25 protein-coding genes, 3 tRNA genes and 2 riboswitches are annotated in these 23,109 nt (G+C 65.1%); of the genes, 20 read left to right on the forward strand and 8 right to left on the reverse strand.

Annotated elements, in window-relative coordinates:
* Nucleotides 1-9 precede the first annotated feature (9 nt).
* The 8 genes from LWC34_RS44610 (at nt 10) to LWC34_RS44640 (ending at nt 3,995) form a co-directional block, all read left to right on the forward strand.
* Complete coding sequence (locus LWC34_RS44610; protein ID WP_233731355.1) at nt 10-771, forward strand: 3-oxoacyl-ACP reductase; 762 nt, start codon at nt 10-12, stop codon at nt 769-771.
* 13 nt (nt 772-784) lie between these two features.
* Nucleotides 785-857: transfer RNA gene (locus tag LWC34_RS44615), tRNA-Asp, on the forward strand.
* A gap of 42 nt (nt 858-899) precedes the next feature.
* Nucleotides 900-968, forward strand: a tRNA-Gly gene (locus LWC34_RS44620).
* Between the two features lies 1 nt (nt 969).
* Nucleotides 970-1,854, forward strand: coding sequence for an SDR family NAD(P)-dependent oxidoreductase (locus tag LWC34_RS44625; protein ID WP_308200236.1), 885 nt, complete (start codon nt 970-972; stop codon nt 1,852-1,854).
* A gap of 19 nt (nt 1,855-1,873) precedes the next feature.
* Nucleotides 1,874-2,185, forward strand: coding sequence for a Rossmann-fold NAD(P)-binding domain-containing protein (locus LWC34_RS58390; protein WP_308200237.1), 312 nt, complete (start codon nt 1,874-1,876; stop codon nt 2,183-2,185).
* Complete coding sequence (locus LWC34_RS44630; protein ID WP_233731356.1) at nt 2,182-2,457, forward strand: hypothetical protein; 276 nt, start codon at nt 2,182-2,184, stop codon at nt 2,455-2,457. Before LWC34_RS58390 ends, LWC34_RS44630 begins: the two co-directional genes overlap by 4 nt.
* 77 nt (nt 2,458-2,534) lie before the next feature.
* The gene (locus tag LWC34_RS44635; RefSeq protein WP_233731357.1) at nt 2,535-3,245 is read left to right on the forward strand and encodes a leucine-rich repeat domain-containing protein; all 711 of its coding nucleotides are present in this window, start codon (nt 2,535-2,537) and stop codon (nt 3,243-3,245) included.
* A gap of 12 nt (nt 3,246-3,257) precedes the next feature.
* Nucleotides 3,258-3,995, forward strand: coding sequence for an SDR family NAD(P)-dependent oxidoreductase (locus tag LWC34_RS44640; protein ID WP_233731358.1), 738 nt, complete (start codon nt 3,258-3,260; stop codon nt 3,993-3,995).
* Here the strand turns inward: LWC34_RS44640 and LWC34_RS44645 are convergent, their stop codons facing one another.
* Complete coding sequence (locus LWC34_RS44645) at nt 3,996-4,403, reverse strand: OsmC family protein (protein ID WP_233731359.1); 408 nt, start codon at nt 4,401-4,403, stop codon at nt 3,996-3,998. It lies immediately after the preceding gene.
* Nucleotides 4,404-4,490: 87 nt separating this feature from the next.
* Between LWC34_RS44645 and LWC34_RS44650 the strand changes: the two genes are divergently transcribed.
* A complete protein-coding gene (locus LWC34_RS44650; RefSeq protein WP_233731360.1) occupies nt 4,491-5,783 on the forward strand; it encodes an APC family permease in 1,293 nt (430 codons plus the stop codon).
* On the opposite strand, the gene LWC34_RS44655 is transcribed toward LWC34_RS44650, so the two are convergent.
* Nucleotides 5,764-6,420, reverse strand: coding sequence for a response regulator (locus tag LWC34_RS44655; protein ID WP_233731361.1), 657 nt, complete (start codon nt 6,418-6,420; stop codon nt 5,764-5,766). The two genes, LWC34_RS44650 and LWC34_RS44655, sit on opposite strands and share 20 nt — an antisense overlap.
* 546 nt (nt 6,421-6,966) lie before the next feature.
* Nucleotides 6,967-8,142, reverse strand: coding sequence for a sensor histidine kinase (locus LWC34_RS44660; RefSeq protein ID WP_233731362.1), 1,176 nt, complete (start codon nt 8,140-8,142; stop codon nt 6,967-6,969).
* 126 nt (nt 8,143-8,268) lie between these two features.
* Nucleotides 8,269-8,355: riboswitch (glycine riboswitch) on the forward strand.
* A riboswitch (glycine riboswitch) is annotated at nt 8,356-8,450 on the forward strand. It begins immediately after the preceding riboswitch.
* Nucleotides 8,451-8,477: 27 nt separating this feature from the next.
* Between LWC34_RS44660 and glyA the strand changes: the two genes are divergently transcribed.
* The 3 genes from glyA to LWC34_RS44675 are packed head-to-tail and all read left to right on the forward strand — an operon-like array spanning nt 8,478 to nt 11,834.
* Nucleotides 8,478-9,719, forward strand: a complete 1,242-nt coding sequence (gene glyA / locus LWC34_RS44665; protein WP_233731363.1) for a serine hydroxymethyltransferase — start codon at nt 8,478-8,480, stop codon at nt 9,717-9,719.
* A complete protein-coding gene (locus LWC34_RS44670; RefSeq protein ID WP_233731364.1) occupies nt 9,716-11,089 on the forward strand; it encodes an L-serine ammonia-lyase in 1,374 nt (457 codons plus the stop codon). Before glyA ends, LWC34_RS44670 begins: the two co-directional genes overlap by 4 nt.
* 16 nt (nt 11,090-11,105) lie before the next feature.
* Nucleotides 11,106-11,834: a FadR/GntR family transcriptional regulator gene (locus tag LWC34_RS44675; protein ID WP_233731365.1), complete on the forward strand. Its 729-nt coding sequence runs from the start codon at nt 11,106-11,108 to the stop codon at nt 11,832-11,834.
* A 12-nt stretch (nt 11,835-11,846) separates the two neighbouring features.
* Here LWC34_RS44675 and LWC34_RS44680 read toward each other — a convergent pair whose 3' ends face one another.
* The 3 genes from LWC34_RS44680 to LWC34_RS44690 are packed head-to-tail and all read right to left on the reverse strand — an operon-like array spanning nt 11,847 to nt 15,005.
* Nucleotides 11,847-13,286, reverse strand: coding sequence for a DUF4153 domain-containing protein (locus LWC34_RS44680; RefSeq protein ID WP_233731366.1), 1,440 nt, complete (start codon nt 13,284-13,286; stop codon nt 11,847-11,849).
* A gap of 58 nt (nt 13,287-13,344) precedes the next feature.
* Nucleotides 13,345-14,328 (reverse strand): HAMP domain-containing sensor histidine kinase, encoded by a 984-nt coding sequence (locus LWC34_RS44685; RefSeq protein WP_233731367.1) that lies wholly within the window; start codon nt 14,326-14,328, stop codon nt 13,345-13,347.
* A complete protein-coding gene (locus LWC34_RS44690) occupies nt 14,325-15,005 on the reverse strand; it encodes a response regulator transcription factor (RefSeq protein WP_233731368.1) in 681 nt (226 codons plus the stop codon). The genes LWC34_RS44685 and LWC34_RS44690 overlap by 4 nt, the downstream gene beginning before the upstream one ends.
* Before the next feature lie 157 nt (nt 15,006-15,162).
* Here LWC34_RS44690 and LWC34_RS44695 point away from each other — a divergent pair, with 157 nt between their 5' ends.
* Nucleotides 15,163-16,104, forward strand: a complete 942-nt coding sequence (locus tag LWC34_RS44695) for an SMP-30/gluconolactonase/LRE family protein (RefSeq protein WP_233731369.1) — start codon at nt 15,163-15,165, stop codon at nt 16,102-16,104.
* On the opposite strand, the gene LWC34_RS44700 is transcribed toward LWC34_RS44695, so the two are convergent.
* Both LWC34_RS44700 and ilvD read right to left on the reverse strand, forming a co-directional pair.
* Complete coding sequence (locus LWC34_RS44700; protein WP_233731370.1) at nt 16,101-16,916, reverse strand: IS5 family transposase; 816 nt, start codon at nt 16,914-16,916, stop codon at nt 16,101-16,103. The two genes, LWC34_RS44695 and LWC34_RS44700, sit on opposite strands and share 4 nt — an antisense overlap.
* Nucleotides 16,917-16,982: 66 nt before the next feature.
* A complete protein-coding gene (gene ilvD / locus LWC34_RS44705; RefSeq protein WP_233731371.1) occupies nt 16,983-18,647 on the reverse strand; it encodes a dihydroxy-acid dehydratase in 1,665 nt (554 codons plus the stop codon).
* Nucleotides 18,648-18,713: 66 nt separating this feature from the next.
* On the opposite strand from ilvD, the gene LWC34_RS44710 reads away from it, so the two are divergent.
* The 7 genes from LWC34_RS44710 (at nt 18,714) to LWC34_RS44740 (ending at nt 23,047) form a co-directional block, all read left to right on the forward strand.
* Nucleotides 18,714-18,788: transfer RNA gene (locus LWC34_RS44710), tRNA-Phe, on the forward strand.
* Between the two features lie 64 nt (nt 18,789-18,852).
* A complete protein-coding gene (locus LWC34_RS44715; protein WP_233731372.1) occupies nt 18,853-19,440 on the forward strand; it encodes a hypothetical protein in 588 nt (195 codons plus the stop codon).
* Nucleotides 19,441-19,459: 19 nt separating this feature from the next.
* Nucleotides 19,460-20,359, forward strand: a complete 900-nt coding sequence (xerD, locus tag LWC34_RS44720) for a site-specific tyrosine recombinase XerD (RefSeq protein WP_233731373.1) — start codon at nt 19,460-19,462, stop codon at nt 20,357-20,359.
* Nucleotides 20,360-20,397: 38 nt separating this feature from the next.
* Nucleotides 20,398-20,721: an ArsR/SmtB family transcription factor gene (locus LWC34_RS44725; RefSeq protein ID WP_233731374.1), complete on the forward strand. Its 324-nt coding sequence runs from the start codon at nt 20,398-20,400 to the stop codon at nt 20,719-20,721.
* Between the two features lie 354 nt (nt 20,722-21,075).
* Nucleotides 21,076-21,900, forward strand: coding sequence for a ParA family protein (locus LWC34_RS44730; RefSeq protein ID WP_372496834.1), 825 nt, complete (start codon nt 21,076-21,078; stop codon nt 21,898-21,900).
* Nucleotides 21,897-22,214: a hypothetical protein gene (locus LWC34_RS44735; RefSeq protein ID WP_233731376.1), complete on the forward strand. Its 318-nt coding sequence runs from the start codon at nt 21,897-21,899 to the stop codon at nt 22,212-22,214. The genes LWC34_RS44730 and LWC34_RS44735 overlap by 4 nt, the downstream gene beginning before the upstream one ends.
* Nucleotides 22,211-23,047 carry a segregation and condensation protein A gene (locus LWC34_RS44740; RefSeq protein ID WP_233731377.1) on the forward strand — a complete coding sequence of 279 codons (837 nt, stop codon included), beginning with the start codon at nt 22,211-22,213 and terminating at the stop codon, nt 23,045-23,047. The genes LWC34_RS44735 and LWC34_RS44740 overlap by 4 nt, the downstream gene beginning before the upstream one ends.
* The last annotated feature ends 62 nt before the right edge of the window (nt 23,048-23,109 follow it).

Genomic DNA, 23,109 nt, shown 5'->3' on the forward strand with positions numbered 1-23,109 from the left:
GGAGCTTGAATGAGGTTGCAGGACCGGGTCGCGGTTGTCACCGGAGGCGGCAGTGGCATCGGCCTTGCGTCAGTGCGGCGCCTGGCCAGCGAAGGCGCGAAGGTAGTAGTCGCCGACATTGACACGGACACCGGAAAAGCAGCGGCGGAAGAAGTAGACGGCCTGTTCGTCCGAACGGACGTGACGGACAGAGTGCAAGTAGAAGCCCTCTTCCAGTCCGCAGTGGACACATACGGAAGTCTCGACATCGCCTTCAACAACGCGGGAATCTCGCCGCCGGAAGACGAGTCCATTTTGAACACCGAGCCGGACGTCTGGCAGCGAGTGCAGACGGTGAACGTGAACTCGGTCTACCTGTGCTGCAAGGCTGCGATTCCGCACATGCAGCGCCAAGGAAAAGGCTCGATCATCAACACGGCGTCCTTTGTGGCCGTGATGGGCGCGGCGACATCGCAGATCTCCTACAGTGCCTCAAAAGGCGCGGTACTGGCGATGACCCGAGAGCTGGGAGTCCAGTTCGCCCGCGAAGGCATCCGCATCAACGCCCTGTGCCCAGGGCCGGTGAACACGCCCTTGTTGAAGGAACTGTTCGCTTCGGACTCCGAACGTGCCCAGCGCCGTTTGGTCCACGTGCCGATGGGTCGTTTCGCCGAACCAGAGGAAATCGCGGCCGCGGTGGCATTCCTGGCAAGCGACGACTCGTCATTCATGACCGCGTCCAGCTTCTTGGTCGACGGAGGCATCAGCTCGGCGTACGTGACTCCGATGTAAGGTCCTTCGCGCAGGCCAGGTAGCGCAGAGGTCGTCGCGTCTCGACGTCATCGGGAAAGACGCTGGTTCGAATCCAGCCCTGGCCTGCGCTTCGGCTTCACCCACGCGCTACCCTTCCCGCGCGGATTGGGTAGCGCAGAGGTCGTCGCTCCGCTTTGCCCAAGCGGAGGACGCTGGTTCGATTCCAGCAGACCCCGCGTGATCGATGACGGGGAATTCGAGGCGTGCTTGGCCATGCTGGCCCAGGTGCGTGCGTTGCCGGTTGATCACCCGCAGCGGCTGGCGATGGAGCGGGCCGTCGACGGCTTCGTCAAGGACAGCAAACGCCGTCGTACCAGCGAACGGCGCCGCAAGTCGGCTGCCGCCGACCGGGCCCTGATCGCGCAGACAAGCATGGGCGCCACCGATCGGGTCGAGGATGTTTCAGTCTCTGCCGACGGTATCGGCGGCATCTTGAAGCGCAGCAAACAGTGTTATGTCTGCAAGGCGCCGTACTTCGAGCTCGATGCGTTCTACCAGTGGATGTGCCCGGACTGTGCTGGGGAGAACCGGGAGCGGCGGGAGGCTTCCGCTGACTTGGCTGGGCGGCGGGCGTTTGTCACCGGTGGGCGGGTGAAGATCGGGTTTCATCTTGTCCGGATGCTTGTTCGGGATGGCGCCGAAGTCTTTGTCACCACTCGGTTTCCCGGAGATGCGGCGCGGAGGTTCGCTGCTGACGCTGTCCTTGGGCAAGCGCTTGATCGGGTTCATATCATCGGTATCGATTTGCGGGATCCTTGTCAGGTTGTTGGTCTGACGGAGAAACTTCGGGCTGATGGCGAGCCGTTGGATATTCTGATCAACAATGCCGCGCAGACCGTTGAGCGTCCAGCGTGGACTTACGCGCAACTCATCGAGGCTGAGGTGCGGGAGACGCGGTTGAGCATTGACGCCGCTCCTGGTTTTCAGCCCGCGCTGCCTGATCCGGGATTGGCTGCGGTTCTTGGTGATGAATTGGTTGACGCGAGTGGATTGTTGGTTGATCCGGCGTCGCGGAATTCGTGGACTGCCAGGCGTCGCGGTTCGCGCGCCGATACATTGTGAACGTTTCCGCGGCTGAGCGGTGGTTCGCGCGAAGTACAAGTCCGGCGCGCATCCGCATACCAATATGGCGAAAGCCGCGTTGAACATGCTCACCCGAACCAGCGCTGGAGACCTTGCGGCGCAGGGAATTTATGTGACCAGCGTGGACACTGGGTGGATCACGGACGAGAACCCCACACCTACGAAGGAACGAATCGCTGACGAGGGCTGGCGGACACCGCTTGACGTGGTCGGCGGCGCTGCCCGGATCTACGACCCGATCGTGCGTGGCGAAGCTGGTGACCCGCCGTCGGGTGTGCTCCTCAAGGGCTACCGGGAGGTGGCGTGGTGAGTCTGGAACCGTTGCTTGCCTGGCTGCGTAGCGGCGAAGAGGCCTCGCGCCGCCTCGATTTCCCCATCGGCACTGCGTTGCCGGATGGGCGCCTTGACTTGTGCAAGTCCAACCTTGGGCCGATTGGTGCGCAGTCTGTTGTGGACGCGTTGCCGCATGGTGGCCCGGTTCGGCATCTTTTGCTTGGTACCGACGGTTTGGGTGATGCTGGGGCGACCGCGGCGACTGAGGGCGCGTTGAAGGCTGGCCCCTCGACTGTCTACTTGGGATGAAATGGGATTGGTGAGGGCGGGTGTGTTCCATCGCGGAGCGGATCGTGGCATCGCCGGGAGTCGTTCGCGGACTGTGGTTGAAGCACAATCCCATTGGTGCTAAGGGAGTTCGCGCGATTGCTGATCTGATCGCGACCGGGCATGCGCCCGCAACGATCGACCTTGTCCAAACAGGAATTGCGGCGCCGGTCCTCAGTGGCTTGGTTGATGCGCTCGCGTCAACTCGTGTGGTCAAGCGCTTGTTCCTGTCCGGTAATCATCTGGGTTCTGCCGATGTGCTCGGACGCCTGGTTTCGGACTGTGGCCTGGAGGAGTTGTATCTGTCGGCGTGTGGGCTTGGTGACAATGGCGCGCTGGTGCTTGCGTCAGGATTGAAACCAGGCATACGGCGCCTTTCCTTCGCAAGCAATAGAATCGGACCGTCGGCTGCTGTTGAAGTTGTTCGTGCTGCGGCTCTTTCTGGGGTTGAAGTTCTGGACATGGGTAGGGTCAAGACGGCTGGTGTGCTTGGCGCGGGCGACAATCGGTTCGATGCCGTCGGTATCGCCGACGCTTTGTGTGCTTCCGCGCATCGGTTGTGGCACTTTGATTTTCGACACACCGGGATGGACAGCCGCGGTGCGCTGGCGTTGCTTGGCGGTGAGCGGAAAGATTCCAGTGCGACGCGATTCGTTCTTGGCGCTGGGATCGCGCGGCGAGTGAAACGCGAACTCGGGCAAATCGCCTTGGGGTTGCCGGAATTGTTGCCGCACTCGGATGTTGCCGCGATCAGGAGTGTTCACCGCTGATAGCGTGGACGCATGTCTTTTGATGGCAAGGTAGTTCTGATCACGGGTGGTACGGGCGCGCTCGCGCGGGCGATCCTCGACGCGTTCGTCAATGCTGGCGCTCAGGTCGTGCTGGCTGGACGTGACGCTTCCCGACTCGCCGAAGCCGCGCAAGGCAAAGCGGATTGGGTGGAGGCGGACGTCACCAACCCCGACGATGTTGCCCGGATGGTGAACACCGTGGTGCAGCGGTACTCCCGGCTCGACGTTGCGGTGAATGCCGCAGGGGTGTTCGGCAAACCCGGGCCAGTGGCCTCTTTGGACGTTGAAACATGGACGTCGGTGGTGAACGTCAACCTGACCGGCGTGTTCCTGTGCATGAAATACGAGATCGCTGCCATGAAGGACAACGGCGGCGGCGCCATCGTGAACCTGGCATCGAACATCGGCGCCCACGGCCGCCGTCCAGGACTGAGCGCCTACGCCAGTTCGAAGGCCGCGGTCAGCGTGCTCACCCAGACTGCCGCCCGCGAGTACATCGCGGACGGCATCCGGATCAACGCGGTGAGCCCCGGGGCCAGCGACACCCCGATGTCCTACCGGCCGGGAGAGACCAAAGAGGACCGTGACGCCCGGGTCGCCTCAGCCGTGCCCGCTGGCCGTGTCAGCGACCCCGCTGAGGTCGCGGCGACCGTGCTCTGGCTCGCTTCGGACGAGGCAAGCTTCGTCGTTGGCCACGACCTCGTGGTGGATGGCGGCGCGACGGCGTGATCAGGCGAAAGTGACGGTAACCGGCGTGCCGGGTTCCACCGAGTGACTGACCGTGCACGTGAGCTCGACGGCCTTGGCGACAAGCTTGATCAGCTTTGCCTGCTCGGCCTCGCTGAGCGACGAGGCGTCGATGTCGAACTTGGTGTCGACGCTCGTGACGCGGTCGGCTTCCTCGTCCTTTTCGGCTGTGACGACCATGTCGAGAGGGGCGTCCTCGCCGAGCCTGCGGGTGACGATGCTGTCGGCTGACAGGGTCGCGCATGCCCCGAGCGCGGCCATCAGCAGTTCGACCGGGGAGAAGTCCGCGCCGTCCTGCGAACGGCCGATGGTGATCTCGGCGCCGCGGGCGTTGGTGGCGACGAACTTGGCCGGTGCGGCCCGCCGGATCTGGACCGGGGTCGGGTTCATGGAACGTACTCCCATCAGGTGGTCATCGGTGGCCTCACCGCGTCGAACGTGGTGAGGTCCGAACATGTTCCACCAACAGGGGGCACAGTGAGCGAGATCCCCACCCTCAAACGCACACTGACTCTACGTGACCTGATCGTCTACGGTCTGCTGTTCATCGGGCCGCTGGCGCCGGTCGGCGTGTTCGGCGTCCTCGACGGGCGCAGCGGTGGCGCGGTCGCACTGGTCTACCTGATCGCCACGATCGCCATGGGGCTGACTGCGTACTCGTACGCGACGATGTCGGCGGAGATCCCCAAAGCGGGCTCCGTGTTCTCGTATGCCTCGGCGGGTCTTGGCAAGACGGCCGGGTTCTTCGCCGGGTGGCTCGTGCTGCTGGATTACCTGCTGATCCCGAGCGTCGCTTATCTGTTCACCGGGATCGCGACGAATGCGTTGGTGTCCTCGATCCCGATCTGGCTCGCGACTGGTGTGGCGATCCTGGTGACGACCGCGGTGAACCTTCTTGACGTTCGGCTGGCCGCGGTCGTTGGTTTCGTTGTGCTTGTCGTCGAGATCGTGTTGTTGGCTGTTTTTGTCGTTGCTGCCGTGGCGGTGTTGGTTTCCGAGGGCGCCCAACGGCCGTGGTTGTCGCCGTTCACTGGTGTGGCTGGGTTCGACACCACGGCTGTGATCGGCGCGGTGTCGGTCGCGGTGCTGTCGTACCTCGGCTTTGACGCGATTGCTTCCTTCGCTGAGGAGAACGTGGGGCCGAGCCGAATTGTCGGGCGTGCGACGCTGTTCTGCCTTGTGCTGGCCGGGGTTTTGTTTGTGGTTCAGACGTATCTCGGTGCTTTGCTGACACCGGTTGATCCTTCTGGACCTGACGGTCAGGTTTTCTATGAAATGCTGCGTTCGAGTATTGGTCCATGGCTGGCGGTGATGATCACGACTGTCAAAGCCATCGGGCCTGCTTTCTCGGCGATGGTGGCGCAGGCCGCGGTTGGCCGTCTGCTCTACAGCATGGCCCGTGAGTCTCGGCTGCCTCGGCAACTGGCCTCAGTGGACAGTCGTACCAAGACGCCGTGGACGGCGATCTTGGTTTCCGCTGCGGTTACGTTGGTGATCGCGGTTTGGGCTGCCGGTCGTGATGACGGCCTGGACATCCTCGTGTCGATTGTGGACGTTGGCGCGCTGGCCGCTTTTACATTGCTGCACTTGTCGGTGATTGGCTATTTTCGGGGCAGGTACAGGGTTTTCGCGCACCTTGTGGTGCCGGTTGTTGGCGCCCTGGTGATGATTGCGGTGCTGGCTTTGTCGAGCACGACAGCGCTGATCGTCGGCGCGATCTGGCTGGCCGTGGGGATTGTCGTCGGTACCCTTACTTCGTCGACGGGGTGATGAGGGCGGTTTCGTAGGCGACGATGACGAGTTGGGCGCGGTCGCGGGCTTGGAGTTTGGACAGCAAACGGCTGACGTGCGTCTTCACTGTCGCCAGGCCGACGTGGAGGTGCTCGGCGATCTCGGTGTTGGACAGGCCGCGGGCGATCAAGGCGAGGACTTCGCGCTCGCGGTCCGTGACACCTTCGAGTTCGCGGGCGGGGACGTTCGCTGGCTCCGGGCGGTTGGTGAACTCGGCGATCAGACGTCGGGTCACGGTCGGGGCCAGCAGGCTTTCGCCCGCGGCGATGATCCGGATCGCCGACAGCAGGTCCGCGGGCGGGGTGTCTTTCAACAGGAAGCCGCTTGCCCCGGCGCGCAGGGCGCCGTAGACATACGAGTCCAAGTCGAACGTTGTGAGCATCAGGACTCGAGTGTTTGTCGAGGCGCAGATCTGCCTGGTCGCCTCGATGCCGTCCATCTCGGGCATCCGGACGTCCATCAGCGCGACGTCGGGTTGTTCGCGGCGGACGAGTTCGATCGCCTCGATGCCATTGCCCGCCTCGCCGACACTTCGCAGGCCGTCGGCGGTGTCGATGAGCATCCGGAAGCTGCCGCGCAGCAGCGCCTGATCATCAGCGACGACAACACGGATCACAGCAGCACTCCTGAGGCATGACGTTGTTCATTGGTGTGTCCACCATTCCAGCACTCCGTGTCCACCTTTGCGACACACCGAGTTGCACTTTGCGGCACCGTGAGATGTCCGTTCCAGCAGGGTGAGTTGGCACGTTGCGACACGGTGAGCCCGGGTTGAGGGACCGGGGCGCTATGCCGTAGGCGGCCATTTCTGGGAGACGCGGCGCCCCTGTGTCGCCTGGTGGCGTGGGGAGCTGTGGGTGGCCAGCGGAGGCTGGTGGGTGGGCGTGGCTGGGCAATGGGTGAAAGAAATGGTTCGTGGGATGGGCTGTGTGTAGGGAGCGGGCGATCTCCGGTGGTTTGGGGGTGGGATGAGCATGGCAAGCTCCCGACGGGCTGGTGGCGTCGGTGACTGGGGAACCTGGGGATGGCCGTGCTTGGGGGAGTGGCCGACGTGGGGTGGCTGGTGGTGTGGGTGAGTTGTGGGCATGCGAAGGAATTCGCTGGGATGGCGGCTGATGTGGCATGCAGGTGAAACCCATAACTGCGGCCGTGCCTGCTGTGGTCATGGGGTTTTGCCTGCATACGTGAGAGTGGCGGTGATGGCGAAGCCGCCTGTGGGTAATGGGCCTGCGGTGAATTGGCCGCCGTACATCATGACGCGTTCGCGCATGCCGATGAGGCCGTGGCCGGTACCGGCGGTGCCGTTGGGGGCAGTGCGTACACGGAGTGCGTTGGGACCGGGGCCGGAGTCGGTGACGGAGATGCGGACAAGGCCATCGGAGGCGCTGACATCCACCGTGCACGGGACCGGACCGGCGTGCTTGACGACGTTTGTCAGGGCTTCTTGGACTATGCGGTACACCGACATCTCCAGGCCGGTTGGCAGTGGGATCGATGGGGTGGTCATGGTTACGTCCACGCCCGCTGTCCGGGCGCGTTCGGCGAGGTCGGGGAGACCGGACAAACCGGGGGCGGGTGCGAGCTCCGGGCTGGAGGAGCGCAGGACGCCGAGCATTCTGCGCATGTCGTTGAGGGTGTCTCTGCTTGTCTGTTCGATCACCCTCAGTGCGTCGCGGGCTTCCTCTGGACGTTGGTCGGCTACGTGGTTCGCTATGCCTGCTTTCACCGCGATCAGGCTCATGCTGTGGGCCACTATGTCGTGTAGTTCGCGGGCTATGTGCAGGCGTTCTTCGCTGACCATCGAATGGGCTAGTTGTTGGGCTGAGCGGGTTGCGTATGACCGGCGGGCTTCCACCCAGCGGCCTACGGCCCAGGTGGCGACCATGACCAGGGCTACGAACGCGAGGATGTCGCTGGGCATGCCCCAGAAGGATCCGTTGTTGACGGCTGTGATTGTCGATGCGACTACGCCACTGCCTAGGGCTGTTGCCAGGGACAGCACAGGTCTGCGGTTGGTGACTGCGAGGATGTAGAGCGCGGCCGCTGCCGGTACCCATGGCTCGCGGGTGGCGTTGAAGATCGTCGTCAGGACGGCGCCGAGCAGGGTTAGGGCGAATACGGGCACTGGCCACAGCCTGCGGGCCGCCATCGGGACGGTTGCCAGGATTGAGATCAGCCAGCCGAACCACAGCGGCCCGGTAAAGGGTGGCTGACTGTCGTCCACGGTCGACAGGAACGAGATGTGCGCGACCAGCATCGCTCCCGCGGCCACCGCGTCCACCGCCACGAGTTCCCACAGGTTCAGTTTTCGGGCTAGGAGGGGGCGGTGTTCGGGCATAGAGTTAACTTATCGGGGCTGGTCAGAATGGGCATCGGACTACGGTCCATCATTCTCTGGGTGGACTCGGCCTGGCGTCTGAGCGTAGGTTGACCAGGGTCTTAGACAACTTCATAGGGGCCGCTACGAGCCGCGGCGGGAGAGTCTTCGCAAGAAGCACCGAAGGAGCAAGCCTCCCCGCAATCTCTCAGGTACAGCTACCGCCATGGCCAGGCCACTCTGGAAAGAAGGCTGCGATATGCCTCGCCAACGGTGAAAACCGCGCTACCGCGGTGAAGCTCTCAGGCAAAAAGGACAGAGGGGGAGTTCCCGACCGTACAAGGAGGAGCTCCCGGATGTTCGACGCCGAATTGTCCACAGTAGACCCTGAGGTGTCCCGAGCGCTTGCCGCTGAGCTGGCGAGGCAGCGGGGGACGCTGGAAATGATCGCATCGGAGAACTTCGCACCGTTTGCCGTGCTGGAAGCACAGGGCTCGGTGCTGACGAACAAGTACGCCGAGGGCTACCCTGGCCGCCGCTACTACGGCGGCTGTGAACACGTCGACGTCATCGAACAGCTGGCCATCGAGCGGGTGAAAGCCCTGTTCGGAGCCGAGCACGCGAACGTCCAGCCGCACTCAGGCGCGCAGGCGAACGCCGCCGCGATGTCCGCCCTGCTCGAACCGGGCGACACCATTCTCGGCCTCGACCTGGCGCACGGCGGCCACCTCACGCACGGCATGCGGATCAACTTCTCCGGCCGCCTGTACAACGTCGTGGCTTATCACGTGGACAAGGACACTGGCCTAGTCGACATGGCCGAGGTCGAGCAGTTGGCCAAGGAGCACAAGCCCAAGCTGATCGTCGCGGGCTGGTCGGCCTACCCGCGCCACCTCGACTTCGCGAGGTTCAAGGAGATAGCCGAGGCGACCGGCGCCAAACTGATGGTCGACATGGCGCACTTCGCCGGTCTTGTCGCCGCTGGCCTGCATCCCAACCCGGTGCCCTTCGCCGACGTCGTCACCACGACCACCCACAAGACCCTTGGCGGCCCGCGTGGCGGTGTCATCCTGACCGGCAAGGACCTGGCCAAGAAGATCAACTCTTCGGTGTTCCCCGGCCAGCAGGGCGGGCCGTTGGAGCACGTCATCGCGGCGAAAGCGGTGGCGTTCAAGATCGCGGCCAGCGAGGAGTTCAAGGAGCGTCAGCAGCGCACCCTCGATGGCGCACGCATCCTGGCCGAGCGCTTGCTCGGTGCAGGATTCACCGTGCTCACCGGCGGCACCGATGTGCACCTGGTGCTCGTGGACCTGAGGGAGTCCACACTGGACGGGCAGCAGGCCGAGGATCTGTTGCACAGTGCCGGAATCACGGTCAACCGAAACGCCGTGCCCTTCGACCCGAGGCCGCCGATGGTCACCTCCGGCCTGCGGATCGGCACCGCCGCCCTGGCGTCACGGGGATTCGGCACAGTCGAGTTCACGGAGGTTTCCGACGTGATCGCAGAGGTACTCCACCCAGGAGCCGACCTCGCCGGGGCACGGGCCCGTGTCGAGGCGCTGGCCGGCAAGTATCCGCTCTACCCTGGCCTGTCATGACCATCAGCGTCTTCGACCTGTTCAGCATCGGGATCGGGCCGTCCAGCTCACACACGGTCGGCCCGATGCGAGCGGCGCGCACGTTCGCCGCCGGGTTGGCTGAACACGGTCTCATCGAGAACACCGAAACGATTCACGCCGAGCTGTTCGGCTCGCTCGGCGCGACCGGTCACGGGCACGGCAGCCCGAAAGCCGTCCTGCTCGGACTGGAAGGCGAACGTCCGGAGGACGTCGACACCGACACGGTTGACGTGCGCGTCGCGGAAATCCGTGACCGCCAGCGGCTGAAGTTGCTCGGGCAGAAGGAGATCGTGTTCGTCGAGGACACGGATCTGGTGATGCACCGGCGAAAGTCGCTGCCCGCGCACCCGAACGGGATGAAGTTCGCCGCGTTCGACGCGCAGGGCGAGCAGATCGCCGCGCACATGTACTACTCGGTCGGCGGCGGCTTTGTCGTGGACGCCGAAACCACCGGCGAGCTGCGGATCGTGCCCGACACGACAGCCGTGCGGTACCCGTTCCGGACCGGTGCCGAGCTGCTCGATCACTGCGCGACAACAGGATTGCCGATCAGCCAGGTGATGCTGGCCAACGAGCTGTCATGGCGCACGGAAGACGAGATCAAGTCCGGCCTGTTGAAGATCTGGAACGTGATGCAGGAGTGCGTCCGCAACGGATGCGCGAAGGAAGGCGCGCTGCCTGGTGGTTTGAAGGTGCCGAGGCGTGCGAAGGCCTTGCACGACAAGCTGATCCACGAGGATGGCGCGCTGGATCCGTTGCACGCCATGGACTGGATCAGCCTGTACGCGCTGGCCGTCAACGAGGAAAACGCATCCGGCGGCCGTGTCGTCACGGCGCCGACCAACGGCGCGGCGGGCATCATCCCGGCCGTCCTGCACTACTACGAGCGATTTGTGCGCGATGCGGACGACGAAGGCGTGATCAGGTTCCTGCTCACGGCCGGCGCGATCGGCGTGATCCTCAAGGAGACAGGCTCGATCTCGGGCGCCGAGGTCGGCTGCCAGGGCGAGGTCGGGTCGGCGTGCGCGATGGCCGCCGCTGGCCTCGCCGAGGTGCTCGGCGGGACGCCGCAGCAGGTCGAGAACGCCGCCGAGATCGGACTGGAACACCACCTCGGCCTGACGTGCGACCCGGTCGGCGGGCTCGTGCAGATTCCGTGCATCGAACGCAACGCGGTCGGCTCGACCAAGGCCGTGCACGCGGCCCGTATCGCGTTGCGCGGCGACGGCTCGCACATAGTTCCCCTGGACAAGGCCATCAAAACGATGCGGGAGACCGGGGCGGACATGAGCACGAAGTACAAGGAAACCGCCCGTGGTGGCCTCGCGCTGAACGTCATCGAGTGTTGATGCCTACACTGCTGCCGTGACCGATTCGGACGTTTCGACACTGGCCAGCGCCGACGAGGCGCTGTTTCGGCCTGTCCGGACGGGCAACGCGTTCGAGGAAACGGTGGAACGCCTGCTTCAGGCCATCAGGCTCGGCGTGGCCGGGCCAGGGGAGCGGCTGCCAGCCGAACGTGACCTGGCGACCCGGCTGAACATCAGCCGGGTCACGCTGCGCGAAGCGATCCGCGCCCTGCAGGAAGCCGGGTACGTCGAGTCCAGACGCGGCCGGTACGGCGGCACGTTCGTCAACGAGACCCTGCCAGCGGCCCAACCCGCAGGCAGGCGCGTCGCGCCGAACGAGCTCGAAGACGTGCTGACCATGCGACGCGTGCTCGAAGTCGGCGCGGCGGAAGCGGCCGCGTCCCGTCCGCTGACCGACGCCGACCGCGCTCACCTGCGGGATCAGCTGGCCGAGGCGAGGACCGACGACCTGTCGGAGTACCGGCGTAAGGACTCCCGGCTGCACCTGGCGATCGCCGAGGTTGCCGCGTCACCGACGTTGACATCGGCCCTGGCCGACGTGCGGGTCCGGCTCAACCAGCTGCTGGACGCGATCCCCCTGCTGCACACGAACATCGACCATTCACACAGCCAGCACGCGGCCATCGTCGAGTACATCCTCGCTGGTGACGCGGTCGGCGCGCGGGACGCGATGGCTGAGCACCTCGAAGGCACCGCGTCCCTGCTGCGCGGGTTCCTGTCCTAGTGATCGCAACCACTAGTAACAGCGCCCCGGGTTCGTGGCGAGAATTGGCCGCGCGGTCGCGCGACTGACATTCCAGCTCTGCCACGAGCGGTCGGCCATCCGGATATCGGCTCCGGACAGCGCGCACGCCCGGTGCTGCAACGGAAGCTTGGCCAGGGCTGGCGCCGCGTCCGCGGAAAGCCGGGACAGGTACTCGACGTCGATATGCCCGGTCGCGTCCAACCGCTGCACGTTGTGCTGTGCGATCAGCTTTTCCGGGTTGAGCACGGCGAAAACCAGCAGCCCCGCCAGCGCGGAGCCGATGATCGCGCGCGGCAGCCACCGCGCCTCCAAGCGGACACCCGCGACGAGGATCATCACGTACACCAAGCCAAGCCACAGCTCGAAAGCCTCGACCGACAGGCGCAGCACGGTGAAGCCATAGGCCTGTTGATACGTCCACATGCGACCGAGCGCCGACGCGACGATCACAAGGACGAGCAGCGACAAACCACCGAGCAGGCCCCGCAACCAGGCGCGATCGTTGGACGTTCGGCGCGGCGCCCAACGAATCACGGCGGCCACGACGCCGAGCGTCAACACCGTGACGGCGAGGAGTTGCCAGAAACCGCTACGGGCGTACGTGGCGAAACTGACGTCCGCGGTGTCCAGGACGTAGTCGATCCCGCCGAACAACGCGGTGAACTGGACGGCCGCGAACCCGGCGAACAGGATCACCAGGATTCCCACGGGCATCGCCCACTCCATGACCGAAAGCCGGGACGCGGGCCGACCTTCGTCGGGCAGCTCGGGCGGTGCCGTGATCACCAGGCTTGCCCCAGCGGTACCCACCGCGACCAGGACGAACGTGAACACTGTGCGGGCGGTGAAGTCGCCGTCCACCTCGGGGACGATGTTCGCGAGGATCTTGGCGAACGCGGCATCCGCACCCGCGAGCAGCGGCACGAACACGACCAGCAGGGCCGCGCTGATCAGCAGCGAGTTGGTCAGCCGGAGGGTTTTCCTGGTTGTCTTGCGGCGCAACGCACCCACACCTCGTACGACCCAAGGCAACGCGAGCACGCTGCCAAGGACGATCGTGACCGAGCCGAGCAGCATGCCCCAGATCGACCGGCCGCCGGTGACGGCCAGCGATGCTGCGGCGATCGCGCCAAGCAGGCACGCGTCGAACAGCCAGCCCGCGTCACGAAACACCGTCACAGCAACCAAAGAAAGCGACAGCGTGCCCCAGACGATCGTCCACGGTTTCAGCCTGCCCATGGCCCGCCAGGCGACTATGGCGCACACAATCGCGACGATGAAGAACCCGATCCCCGATGAGGTCTCGGGTAAGGCAATCGCACCCGCGGCGCCCGCGATGCCTATGGCCAGCAGGGTTCGTGGCGGCGCGGGTTCGGCGGGCTTCTCCCAGTGCATGACGGTCGAATAGGTGATCACAGCTGGGGGATGCATGCATTACTCCAGGTAGATGGTCGTGAGTGGTTACGCGTGTTCTAACCCTGCTAACCACTCACGAGGGTTGACCAGGCAGAACGAGGCGGATGCCGGCTGGTTCGACGACTGCGATCTCGCCGCCGTGCAGGTCGGTCACCCAACGGGCGATGGCAAGGCCGAGACCTGTGCCACCGCCCGCCCTCTCCCCTCGGGTGAACCGTTCGAACACGCGCTCACGGTCGGCTGGCGCGATGCCCGGGCCTTGATCACGTACTTCGATCACCACACCGCCGTCGCCGACCGGACGGGACACGATGACGATCTCCCCGCCGTGCGGGCCGTGCCGGATCGCGTTGTCCAGCAAGTTCCAGATCACCTGGTGCAGCCGGGCACGGTCGGCGAAAACCTTGCCCGGCCGGACATCGAGCACGAACCGGGCGTCCCGGCCGGACACCTCGGCCTCGGCGACGACCTCGTCGAGCATCGGCGAGATCTCGAAGTACTCACGGTGCAACGGCGTCACACCAGCGTCCACACGGGACAGATCGAGCAGCTCGGAAACCAGGCGCCCCAAGCGTTCCGTCTGGGACAGCGCGGTACGCATGGTCACCGGATCCGGCTCGGCGACCCCGTCGACCACGTTCTCCAGCACCGCACGCAGGGCGGAAATCGGCGTACGCAGCTCGTGCGACACGTTCGCGATCAGCTCACGGCGCTGCTGATCCGCGGCTGCCAGGTCGGCGGCCATCGTGTTGAACGCCCTGGCCAGCTCGCCGACCTCGTCGCGGGATGTGGCCCTGATCCGGCGGGTGTAGTCGCCGCGAGCCATCGCCCGCGCGGCGGCCGTCATCTGGCGCAACGGCCGTGTCATCCCGTGCGCCAGGATCTGCGAGGTCACGATGCCGACGAAGATCGCGATCAGCGAGGTGTACGTCGGCAGCCAGCCAAGCCGCAGCCGGAAGTACGCCAGCGCGGCCGCGCCCGCACCGGCGACCAGCAGGCCGATCTTCAGCTTGATCGAACGGATCGGGTCAAGCGGCCGCGGCAGGCTTCTTCTCATTTAGGCACCTCAAGGGCGTAACCGACACCGTGCACAGTGCGGATCAGATCGGCGCCGAGCTTGCGGCGCAGCGCCTTGATGTGGCTGTCCACGGTCCGGGTGGCGGCCGGGTCCGTCCAGCCCCAGATCTCGCTCAGCAAACGTTCGCGCGGCACCACCGCACGCGGCTTGCTTGCCAGGTGAGCCAGCAGTTCGAACTCGGTCGGCGTCAGGTGCGCGGGTTCCCCGGCCCGCCGCACCCGGCGTTCCACCGGGTCGATCTCCAGGTCACCGAGCACGATCGTGGACCCAGGCCGCTGGCTACGGTCCACGCGCCGCAGCAGGGCGTGCACACGTGCCGCGAGCTCGCGGATCGAGAACGGCTTGGTCATGTAGTCGTCGGCGCCGACGGCGAGACCGACCAGCAAGTCGGTCTCGTCGTCTCGCGCCGTCAACATCAGTACAGGCACAGGGCGGTGCGCCTGCACCCGACGGCACACCTCCAGGCCGTCGAAGCCCGGAAGCATCAGATCGAGCACGATCAGATCCGGCTGGACCTGCACGGCCTTGTCCACAGCCGACGGCCCGTCGTGCGCGAGGTCGACCTCATACCCTTCCGCACGCAGCCGCGCCGCGATCGATTCGGCGATCGTCAACTCGTCCTCGACGACAAGAACCCGCCGTTGCCCCTCCCGCATGCCACGACCATATGCGCCGGGTATGGACGCGGCCGGGGCGAAGTGTGAAGGAATTGTGGATATGTGTGGCCTGTCGGTTTGCTGTCGATTCGCCCGGTAAGAGCGTGACTACGGAAGGATCGCCGGGTCATTCCACATGCAAACGATAGGAGTGAGCATGTACCGAAGACTTGGTGTGCTGGCCGTGGTGTTGGCGGGAGCCGCCCTCGTCGCACCGGCGGCGGCCGCCGAGACTGACCGGTCTGATCGTTTTCCGACCGAGTTCGCGCTGCCCAACGGGTTCATGCCCGAAGGCATCGCGATCGGCGGATCGACGGCGTACTTCGGCTCACGGCGTGACGGTTCGCTCTTCCGGGTCGATCTGCGGACCGGCAAGGGAGAGGTGTTCTCCCAAGGCCCAGGTACCCCGTCGGTCGGTGTCAAGATCGACTCGCGCAAGCGGGTGTTCGTCTCCGGCGGTGCCGGCGGTGACGCGCGTGTGGTGGACGCGCGTTCCGGCGCCGTGCTCAAGAGCTACAAGTTCGCCGACACCGACACGTTCGTCAACGACGTGATCGTGACCGACCGGGCCGCGTACTACACCGACTCACGTAGGGCGGTGCTGTACAAGATCCCGTTCGGGCGGCACGGCAAGCTGCCCGAGACCTTCACGCCGATCCCGTTGTCCGGGGATTTCGTGCTGGCACCCGGCGTGAACAACGCCAACGGCATCGCTGAGACGCCGGACGGCAAAGCCCTGCTGATCGTGCAGAGCAACACCGGGTTCCTGTTCCGGGTCGACCCGGCGACCGGCGTGGCCAAGCGGGTCGACCTCGGCGCGGAGGTGCTGACCAACGGCGACGGCCTGCTCGTCGAGCGCAACACGCTCTATGTCGTGCAGAACCGCCTGAACACTGTTGGCGTGTTCAAGCTCAACTGGTCGGGGACCACGGGCACGCTGGTCACCAAGATCACGGACACGCGTTTCGACGTGCCGACCACGGTGGCGTCGTTCGGCAACCGTCTCTACCTGCCGAACGCGCGTTTCAACACGCCACCGGAGCCGACCACGACGTACAACGCGGTCGCGATCCCTAAGAGGGCATCTGATCTTAGTTAGGCAAGAATGTCTGCTTTGGGTGGATCGTTTCGCCAGGTTTGGGTGGATTCCCCGGTCAGGGTGCGGCTCATTATGTTAGTCATCGCCCAGTGGACCATCGTGCGCGACCGCTGGGGCAGGGCTTCGTAGTCGCGCGCGAGTCGGCGGTGTTGCATCAGCCAGCCCAGACTGCGCTCCACTACCCACCGCCGGGGCAACACGTGGAATCCCTCCCGCTGGGCTCCATGACGGATGACTGTGTTGTTGTAGCCGCCGTCCACCCATGCCGCCGACACGGTCGGATGCGCAGCGGCGAGATGATCGAGAACCTGTTGCCCGCCAGCGGAATCCTGCACCGACGCCGCGGTCACGATTACCGCCAGCAGCAGGCCGAGCACATCGGTGGCGATGTGCCGTTTGCGGCCCTTGATCTTCTTGCCCGCGTCGATACCCTGACTGGATTCGCTGACATTGCAGGAGGTTTTCACGCTCTGCGAGTCGATGATCGCCGCCGTCGGGGCAGCAGCGCGGCCTTTCGCGACGCGGACTTGGTCACGCAACAGGTCATGCAGCGTTTCCGTTGTGCCATCGGCTTCCCACTTGGCGTAGTAGTCATAAACCGTCTTGCAGGGCGGGAAGTCGTGCGGCAGATACTCCCAGGCGATCCCGGTCCGGCACACGTACAGGATCGCGTTCACGATCTCCCGCAAGTCATGCACGCGCATCACGGTTCCCGGCCCACGCCGGGCAGCACGCCACGCCGTCAGCGTTGGCTCGATCAACGCCCAGCGAGCATCGGACAAGTCGCTGCGGTACGCACGCCGGGACCCCACAAGTTGATCAAGGTATCAGCCGTCACCCGACACAGACATATCGCCCCAACCAAGATCAGATGCCCTCTAAGAGCAAATAGCTCCCTGAGCCGCAGAGCCGACGAGACGGGCGTATTTGGCCAGAACACCGGTCCGCCTCGTCGGCTCTGGTGCTGTCCAGCCCGCTTTGCGCTTCTCCAGCTCTTCCGGCGTGATCTCCAGGTCCAGGGTCCGGGCTTGCATGTCGAGCACGATCCGGTCGCCGTCTTGCACGAACGCTATCGGTCCGCCGTACGCCGCCTCAGGCGCCACGTGTCCGATGCACAGACCTGTTGTGCCGCCTGAGAAACGGCCGTCGGTGAGCAGCAGGACGTCTTTGCCCAGGCCTGCGCCCTTGATCGCTCCGGTGACCGCCAGCATTTCGCGCATGCCCGGGCCGCCGCGCGGTCCTTCGTAACGGATCACAACGACGTCATTGGGTTTCAGCGTGTTGAGCGCATCCATCGCGGCCTTCTCGCCGTCGAAAACCCTTGCGGTGCCTTCGAACCGAGAGGAGTCGAAGCCCGCGCTCTTGACCACCGCGCCTTCCGGCGCCAGGCTGCCGTGCAGGATCGTCAGGCCGCCGGTTGGGTGGATCGGGTTGGCCAGCTTGCGCACCACGTCGCCGTCGAGCTCCGGTGGCGCGAGCGCGTCCAGGTTCTCCCGCAGCGACTTTCCGGTCACGGTGAGACAGTCGCCGTTCAGCAAACCGGCGTCCAGCAAGGCTTTCATCACCACAGGCACGCCGCCGACCCGGTCGACAGCGGTCATCACGTGGCGCCCAAAGGGTTTCACGTCCGCGAGGTGCGGTACGCGGTCACCGATCCTGGTGAAATCGGCCAGCGTCAACTCGACTTCGGCCTCGTGTGCGATCGCCAGCAGGTGCAGCACGGCATTCGTCGAACCGCCGAGGGCCATCACGACCGCGATCGCGTTCTCGAAGGCTTCGCGCGTCAGAATGTCCCGTGCGGTAATGCCTTTCGCGAGCATGCCGACCACGGCTTCGCCGCTGGCGCGCGCGAACGTGTCACGGCGCCGGTCGACCGACGGCGGGCTCGCCGAACCTGGCAGCGACATTCCCAGCGCTTCGGCCGCGCACGCCATCGTGTTCGCCGTGTACATCCCGCCGCACGCGCCCTCACCAGGGCAGATCGCACGCTCGATCTTGTCGACCTCTTCCCGCGTGATCAGGCCGCGGGCGCACGCTCCGACCGCCTCGAAGGCATCGATGATCGTGACTTCCCGACCGTCCACAGTGCCCGGCAGGATGGAACCGGCGTACAGGAAAACCGCGGCGACATCGAGCCGCGCGGCCGCCATCAGCATGCCCGGCAGGCTCTTGTCACACCCGGCGAGCAGGATCGCGCCGTCCAGCCGCTCGGCCTGCATGACGGTTTCCACGGAGTCCGCGATCACCTCACGGGACACCAGCGAGAAATGCATGCCCTCGTGGCCCATGGAGATGCCGTCGGACACCGAGATCGTGCCGAACTCCATCGGGAACCCACCGGCCGCGTGCACACCCTGCTTGCTCGCCTGGGCAAGGCGCTGCAGGGAGAGGTTGCACGGCGTGATCTCGTTCCACGAGGACGCGACGCCGATCTGCGGCTTGGCGAAGTCCTCGTCACCCATCCCGACTGCCCGGAGCATGCCCCTGGCCGCCGCCCGTTCCAACCCGTCCGTGACATCGCGGCTACGCGGCTTGAGATCCATGTCAGGAGCCTAGTGCGGAAATTCGGGTGCGGCGCGTCTGTCGGGCCGTTACGATCTTCGCTGCGTCGTGGAGTAGATCAGTGGTAGATCGTCCGGCTGAACACCGGGGTGGCGCGGGTTCGATTCCCGCCTCCATGTCCACCTGGTGCGGATCACCCGGCGGTTCAAACGTCCTATCAGGACACTGTGGGTCGGGGAGTTCGAGGTGATCCGTACTGCCAGGCAGGCGTTGGTTGAGGCGGTCCTGGGTGCGATCACCGAGTCTCCTGAGGCGATCCTGGCGAGCCGGACCATGGCAGGCACGTTGTACGCCAACTACTACGACCTGCCGCCGGAGTCCTTCTGGGCGACCGCGGATTTCGGCGATTTGTGCACGTCACGTGCCAAGGAAGCAGGCCGGGCGAGCTGCGCGGCCGTGGCAGGCACCGAGACGGTCATCGAGCGGGGCCAGATCCTGACCACGTACAACCTGGCAACGCAGGTGTTCGAACTCGGCTTGGCGGATCGGGGCGAAGAACGCGGCTCACGCGTGGCGGCAGGCGATCTTCCTACTCAGCTTTTGCCCGCCCGAGCAGCAGTTCGACCTCGCGGGGACAGTGCATGCGATGGTCTCGCATGTCTGCCGCGAGCTGTCACCAGCGCGAAGCGTCATCGAAGGGGAACGGTTCAGCAAAGTCGGCACCGTCAAGAAGGGCGGTCGACGGTTCCTCGGCAGTTGGGTCGGTACGCACTGGGTCATGGCGCGCTGAGGCAACCGACAGGTCCAACTGGACCGGACCGCATTCAAAGGTGATCAACTGTAAGGTCTGCTCATGTCGGTCGCCGGGGTGATCGCCGGGTACCTCGATCATCTCGCGGTCGAGCGTGGAACCGCGCGCAACACGCTCGACAGCTACCGCCGCGACCTCGCCAGGTACCAGGACTACCTGGGCACGACCGACTTCGCCGCGATCACCGAACAGACCGTCTCCGAGTTTCTCGCGGTCCTGCGCGAAGGCGACGAAAACCACCCGCCGTTGGCAGCCTCGTCAGCCGCGCGTGCACTGGTCGCTGTGCGTGGCCTGCACAAGTTCGCGGTACGAGAAGGGCTCGTCGAGAACGATCCGGCGCGTCAGGTGAAACCTCCGCAGACCCCACGACGCTTGCCGAAGGCGTTGCCCCTCGACGATGTGCTCAAGTTGCTCGACATCCCCGGCGACGGCCTGGCCCAACTCCGCGACCGGGCCCTGCTGGAGTTGCTGTACTCAACCGGCGCCCGTATCTCCGAAGCCGTTGGGCTCGACCTCGACGACATTGACACGATCGAGCGAACCGCGTTGCTCGACGGCAAGGGCGGCAAACAACGGCTCGTACCAATTGGGCGTCCCGCGCTCGCGGCGCTCGACGCATACCTCGTACGAGCGCGACCGTCCTTGGTCAAGCGGGGCACGCCCGCAGTGTTCCTCAACCAGCGTGGGGGACGGTTGTCGCGACAGAGCGCGTGGCAGGTTCTGAAGGATTCGGCGGAGCGCTGCGGCATCGACAAAAAAGTTTCCCCCCACACACTTCGTCACTCTTTTGCCACACATCTCCTGGAAGGCGGGGCAGACGTTCGGGTGGTTCAGGAACTTCTTGGCCACTCTTCCGTAACCACAACGCAGATCTACACGCTAGTAACGGTGAATACGCTCCGCGAGGTCTACGCGACCGCCCACCCTCGCGCCAGCGGATAATCTGACAGAGGCCGGACAAAACGGAGGTGTTGCGGACGATGTTTGGGGTAGATGAGCCCGCCCATGAGCAGCTCACCCTGACCGACGTACTGCACGCGCTCAGCGACCCAACCCGACTCGCCGTCGTCGCACAGCTTGACCGCGTCGGTGAGATGTCATGCGGCTGTCTTGAGGTCACCGTCGCCAAATCAACGTTGTCACAGCACCTGCGCGTGCTGCGGGAAGCAGGCGTGACACATACCAGACCGGATGGCAACCAACGCTGGTTGTCGGTGCGTCGTGCAGCACTGGACAGCCAGTTCCCGAACCTTCTGGACTCCGTGTTGGCCGCGCACGCCCGCGCGGCGGCGTTCGTTTCCTGATCTGCGGATACGACGCTTTACCGGCGAGGCGCGTTGCCACTTGGGTTGGTCGCCCTTAGTCTGCGCCAAGACCGGACGACAAGGAGCTAGGTCGGCATGTCGACATTCGAGTCAGCGGCGCAGCCTTTCGGCGTGCCGGGGCACGCCTCGGCACCGCCTTACCCAACCGCGTCCGCACCAGCGCCTTATCCGCAGCCACAGCCCCAACCGTCCCCACCGACTTATCAACCGCAGGAGCGCCCGCCCGTCACTGCAGTTCCGGTCGTGCGCCCCACCGAGGATCCATTGAGTCTTCCCGCCAAACCCGCGACAGACGCCGAAGAAGACGACCCGTCGACCGGGCCTGACGGCTCGATCGGCCCGACCGGTCGGCCGAAACGGCACATTCCCGAACCGGCCATGCTGGAAAAGCACGGTCCGGCGAAGGTGCTGGCGATCTGTAACCAAAAGGGTGGTGTCGGCAAGACGACATCGACGATCAACCTCGGCGCGGCGCTGACCGAGTTCGGCCGTCGCGTGCTGCTGGTCGACTTCGATCCGCAGGGCGCGCTGTCCGTCGGCCTCGGCATCCCCGCGCACCAGCTGGACCGCACGATCTACAACGTGCTGATCGAGCACGGGCCCAACCTCGACGAGGTGGTCATCCGGACCACGGTCGAGGACATGGACCTGCTGCCGAGCAACATCGACCTCTCCGCGGCCGAAGTGCAACTGGTCGCGGAGGTTGGTCGGGAACACGCGTTGCTGCGCACGCTGCGTCCAGTGATCGACAAATACGATTACATCCTGGTGGATTGCCAGCCCTCGCTTGGACTACTGACAGTGAACGCGCTGGCGGCAGCCGATGGTGTGCTGATCCCGCTCGAATGCGAGTATTTCAGTATGCGTGGAGCTGCGCTGCTGATGGACACGATTCAGAAGGTCCAGGAGAGGCTGAACCCGAGGCTGGAGATCACCGGCATTCTCGCGACCATGTTCGACCCCCGTACCCTGCACTCACGCGAGGTGATGGCCCGCGTTGTGGAGAGGTTCGGGGATATCGTGTTCGACACCGTGATCAACAGGACTGTGCGCTTCCCGGAGACGACTGTCGCCGGTGAGCCGATCACGCGCTGGGCGCCGCGGTCGGCCGGTGCGAAGGCCTACCGGGCGCTTGCTCGCGAGGTGATCGCCAGGTGACCCGCCGCGCCCCTTTGCCGGGTGCGGCCGAGCTCTTCCGTCCGACAACTCCACCAAAGCCGGAGACCCGGCCAGAAGTGGTCCGGGGTGGCTCGCCGCGCCAGAAACACGACACGAAGATCACGGTCTACGTGTCCGACGAAGAACTGCTCGCACTAGAGCACGCCCGCCTGACGCTGCGAGCGAAACACGCGCTCGCGGTGGATCGAGGCAGAGTCGTGCGGGAAGCGATCGCGGTTTTGCTGGCTGACCTTGAGGAGTACGGCGAGGAGTCGCTGCTGGTGCGCAGGCTCCGCCAGGAAAACGGGCAGTGACGACCGCGTTGGACACCCCCGACCAGGCCGCGTCCCCGAAGTTCACGGTGAAACTGTCGAACTTCGAAGGCCCGTTCGACTTGCTGCTGCAGCTGATCTCGCAGCACGAGATGGACGTGACGGAAGTGGCGTTGCACCGGGTGACGGACGACTTCATCGCGTACATCAGGGCGATAGGCAAAGACTTCGACCTCGACGAGACCACCGAGTTCCTGGTGGTCGCGGCGACCTTGCTGGACCTGAAAGCAGCCCGCCTGCTGCCCGCGGGCGACGTCGAGGACGAAGAAGACCTAGCCCTGCTCGAAGCCCGCGACCTGTTGTTCGCCCGACTGTTGCAGTACCGGGCGTACAAGCAGGTGGCGGCGCTGTTCTCGGAGCTCGAAGCCAACGCTTTGCGGCGTTACCCCAGGTCTGTGGCCTTGGAGGAGCGCTACACGTCGCTCTTGCCCGAGGTGATGCTCGGCGTCTCACCGGAGAAGTTCGCGGAGATCGCGGCCGCGGTGTTCCGGCCGAAGCCGCCGCCTACGGTGTCGTTGGCGCACGTGCACGTACGCGCGGTGTCAGTCAAGGAGACCGCGGGCATCCTGCGGGTGCGTCTGGCCGAAGCAGGCGAGTTGACCTTCGCCGAGCTGGTGGCGGACTGCGAGCACATCACCGAGGTGGTCGCCCGGTTCCTTGGGTTGCTCGAGCTGTACCGCGAGGCTGTGGTCTTGTTCGAACAGGACGAGCCCCTCACCGAACTGCGGGTGAAGTGGACCGGCGGCAGCGTCGAGGAGGCCAAGGCAGCCGCCGAGGCCGCCAAGACCTCCGCCGAGGAGGAGGAATACGGGTGACGACGCCCGAAAACGGAGCCGAGGGAACCGAGCCGACTGAAGCCGAGGCGACCAGTGCCCGG

This window comes from Kibdelosporangium philippinense, assembly GCF_021390435.2.
In the GTDB taxonomy this organism is placed as follows: Bacteria; Actinomycetota; Actinomycetes; order Mycobacteriales; family Pseudonocardiaceae; genus Kibdelosporangium; species Kibdelosporangium philippinense.

Excerpts from the sequence above, each read along its gene's own strand:
- LWC34_RS44660 (WP_233731362.1), bottom strand. The coding sequence starts at position 8,142 with ATGCCCGAACACCGCCCCCTCCTAGCCCGAAAACTGAACCTGTGGGAA.
- LWC34_RS44610 (WP_233731355.1), top strand. The coding sequence starts at position 10 with ATGAGGTTGCAGGACCGGGTCGCGGTTGTCACCGGAGGCGGCAGTGGC.
- LWC34_RS44690 (WP_233731368.1), bottom strand. The coding sequence starts at position 15,005 with ATGCGGGAGGGGCAACGGCGGGTTCTTGTCGTCGAGGACGAGTTGACG.
- ilvD (WP_233731371.1), bottom strand. The coding sequence starts at position 18,647 with ATGGATCTCAAGCCGCGTAGCCGCGATGTCACGGACGGGTTGGAACGG.
- xerD (WP_233731373.1), top strand. The coding sequence starts at position 19,460 with ATGTCGGTCGCCGGGGTGATCGCCGGGTACCTCGATCATCTCGCGGTC.
- LWC34_RS44670 (WP_233731364.1), top strand. The coding sequence starts at position 9,716 with ATGACCATCAGCGTCTTCGACCTGTTCAGCATCGGGATCGGGCCGTCC.
- LWC34_RS44725 (WP_233731374.1), top strand. The coding sequence starts at position 20,398 with ATGTTTGGGGTAGATGAGCCCGCCCATGAGCAGCTCACCCTGACCGAC.
- LWC34_RS44640 (WP_233731358.1), top strand. The coding sequence starts at position 3,258 with ATGTCTTTTGATGGCAAGGTAGTTCTGATCACGGGTGGTACGGGCGCG.
- LWC34_RS44695 (WP_233731369.1), top strand. The coding sequence starts at position 15,163 with ATGTACCGAAGACTTGGTGTGCTGGCCGTGGTGTTGGCGGGAGCCGCC.
- glyA (WP_233731363.1), top strand. The coding sequence starts at position 8,478 with ATGTTCGACGCCGAATTGTCCACAGTAGACCCTGAGGTGTCCCGAGCG.
- LWC34_RS44680 (WP_233731366.1), bottom strand. The coding sequence starts at position 13,286 with ATGCATCCCCCAGCTGTGATCACCTATTCGACCGTCATGCACTGGGAG.
- LWC34_RS44645 (WP_233731359.1), bottom strand. The coding sequence starts at position 4,403 with ATGAACCCGACCCCGGTCCAGATCCGGCGGGCCGCACCGGCCAAGTTC.
- LWC34_RS44685 (WP_233731367.1), bottom strand. The coding sequence starts at position 14,328 with ATGAGAAGAAGCCTGCCGCGGCCGCTTGACCCGATCCGTTCGATCAAG.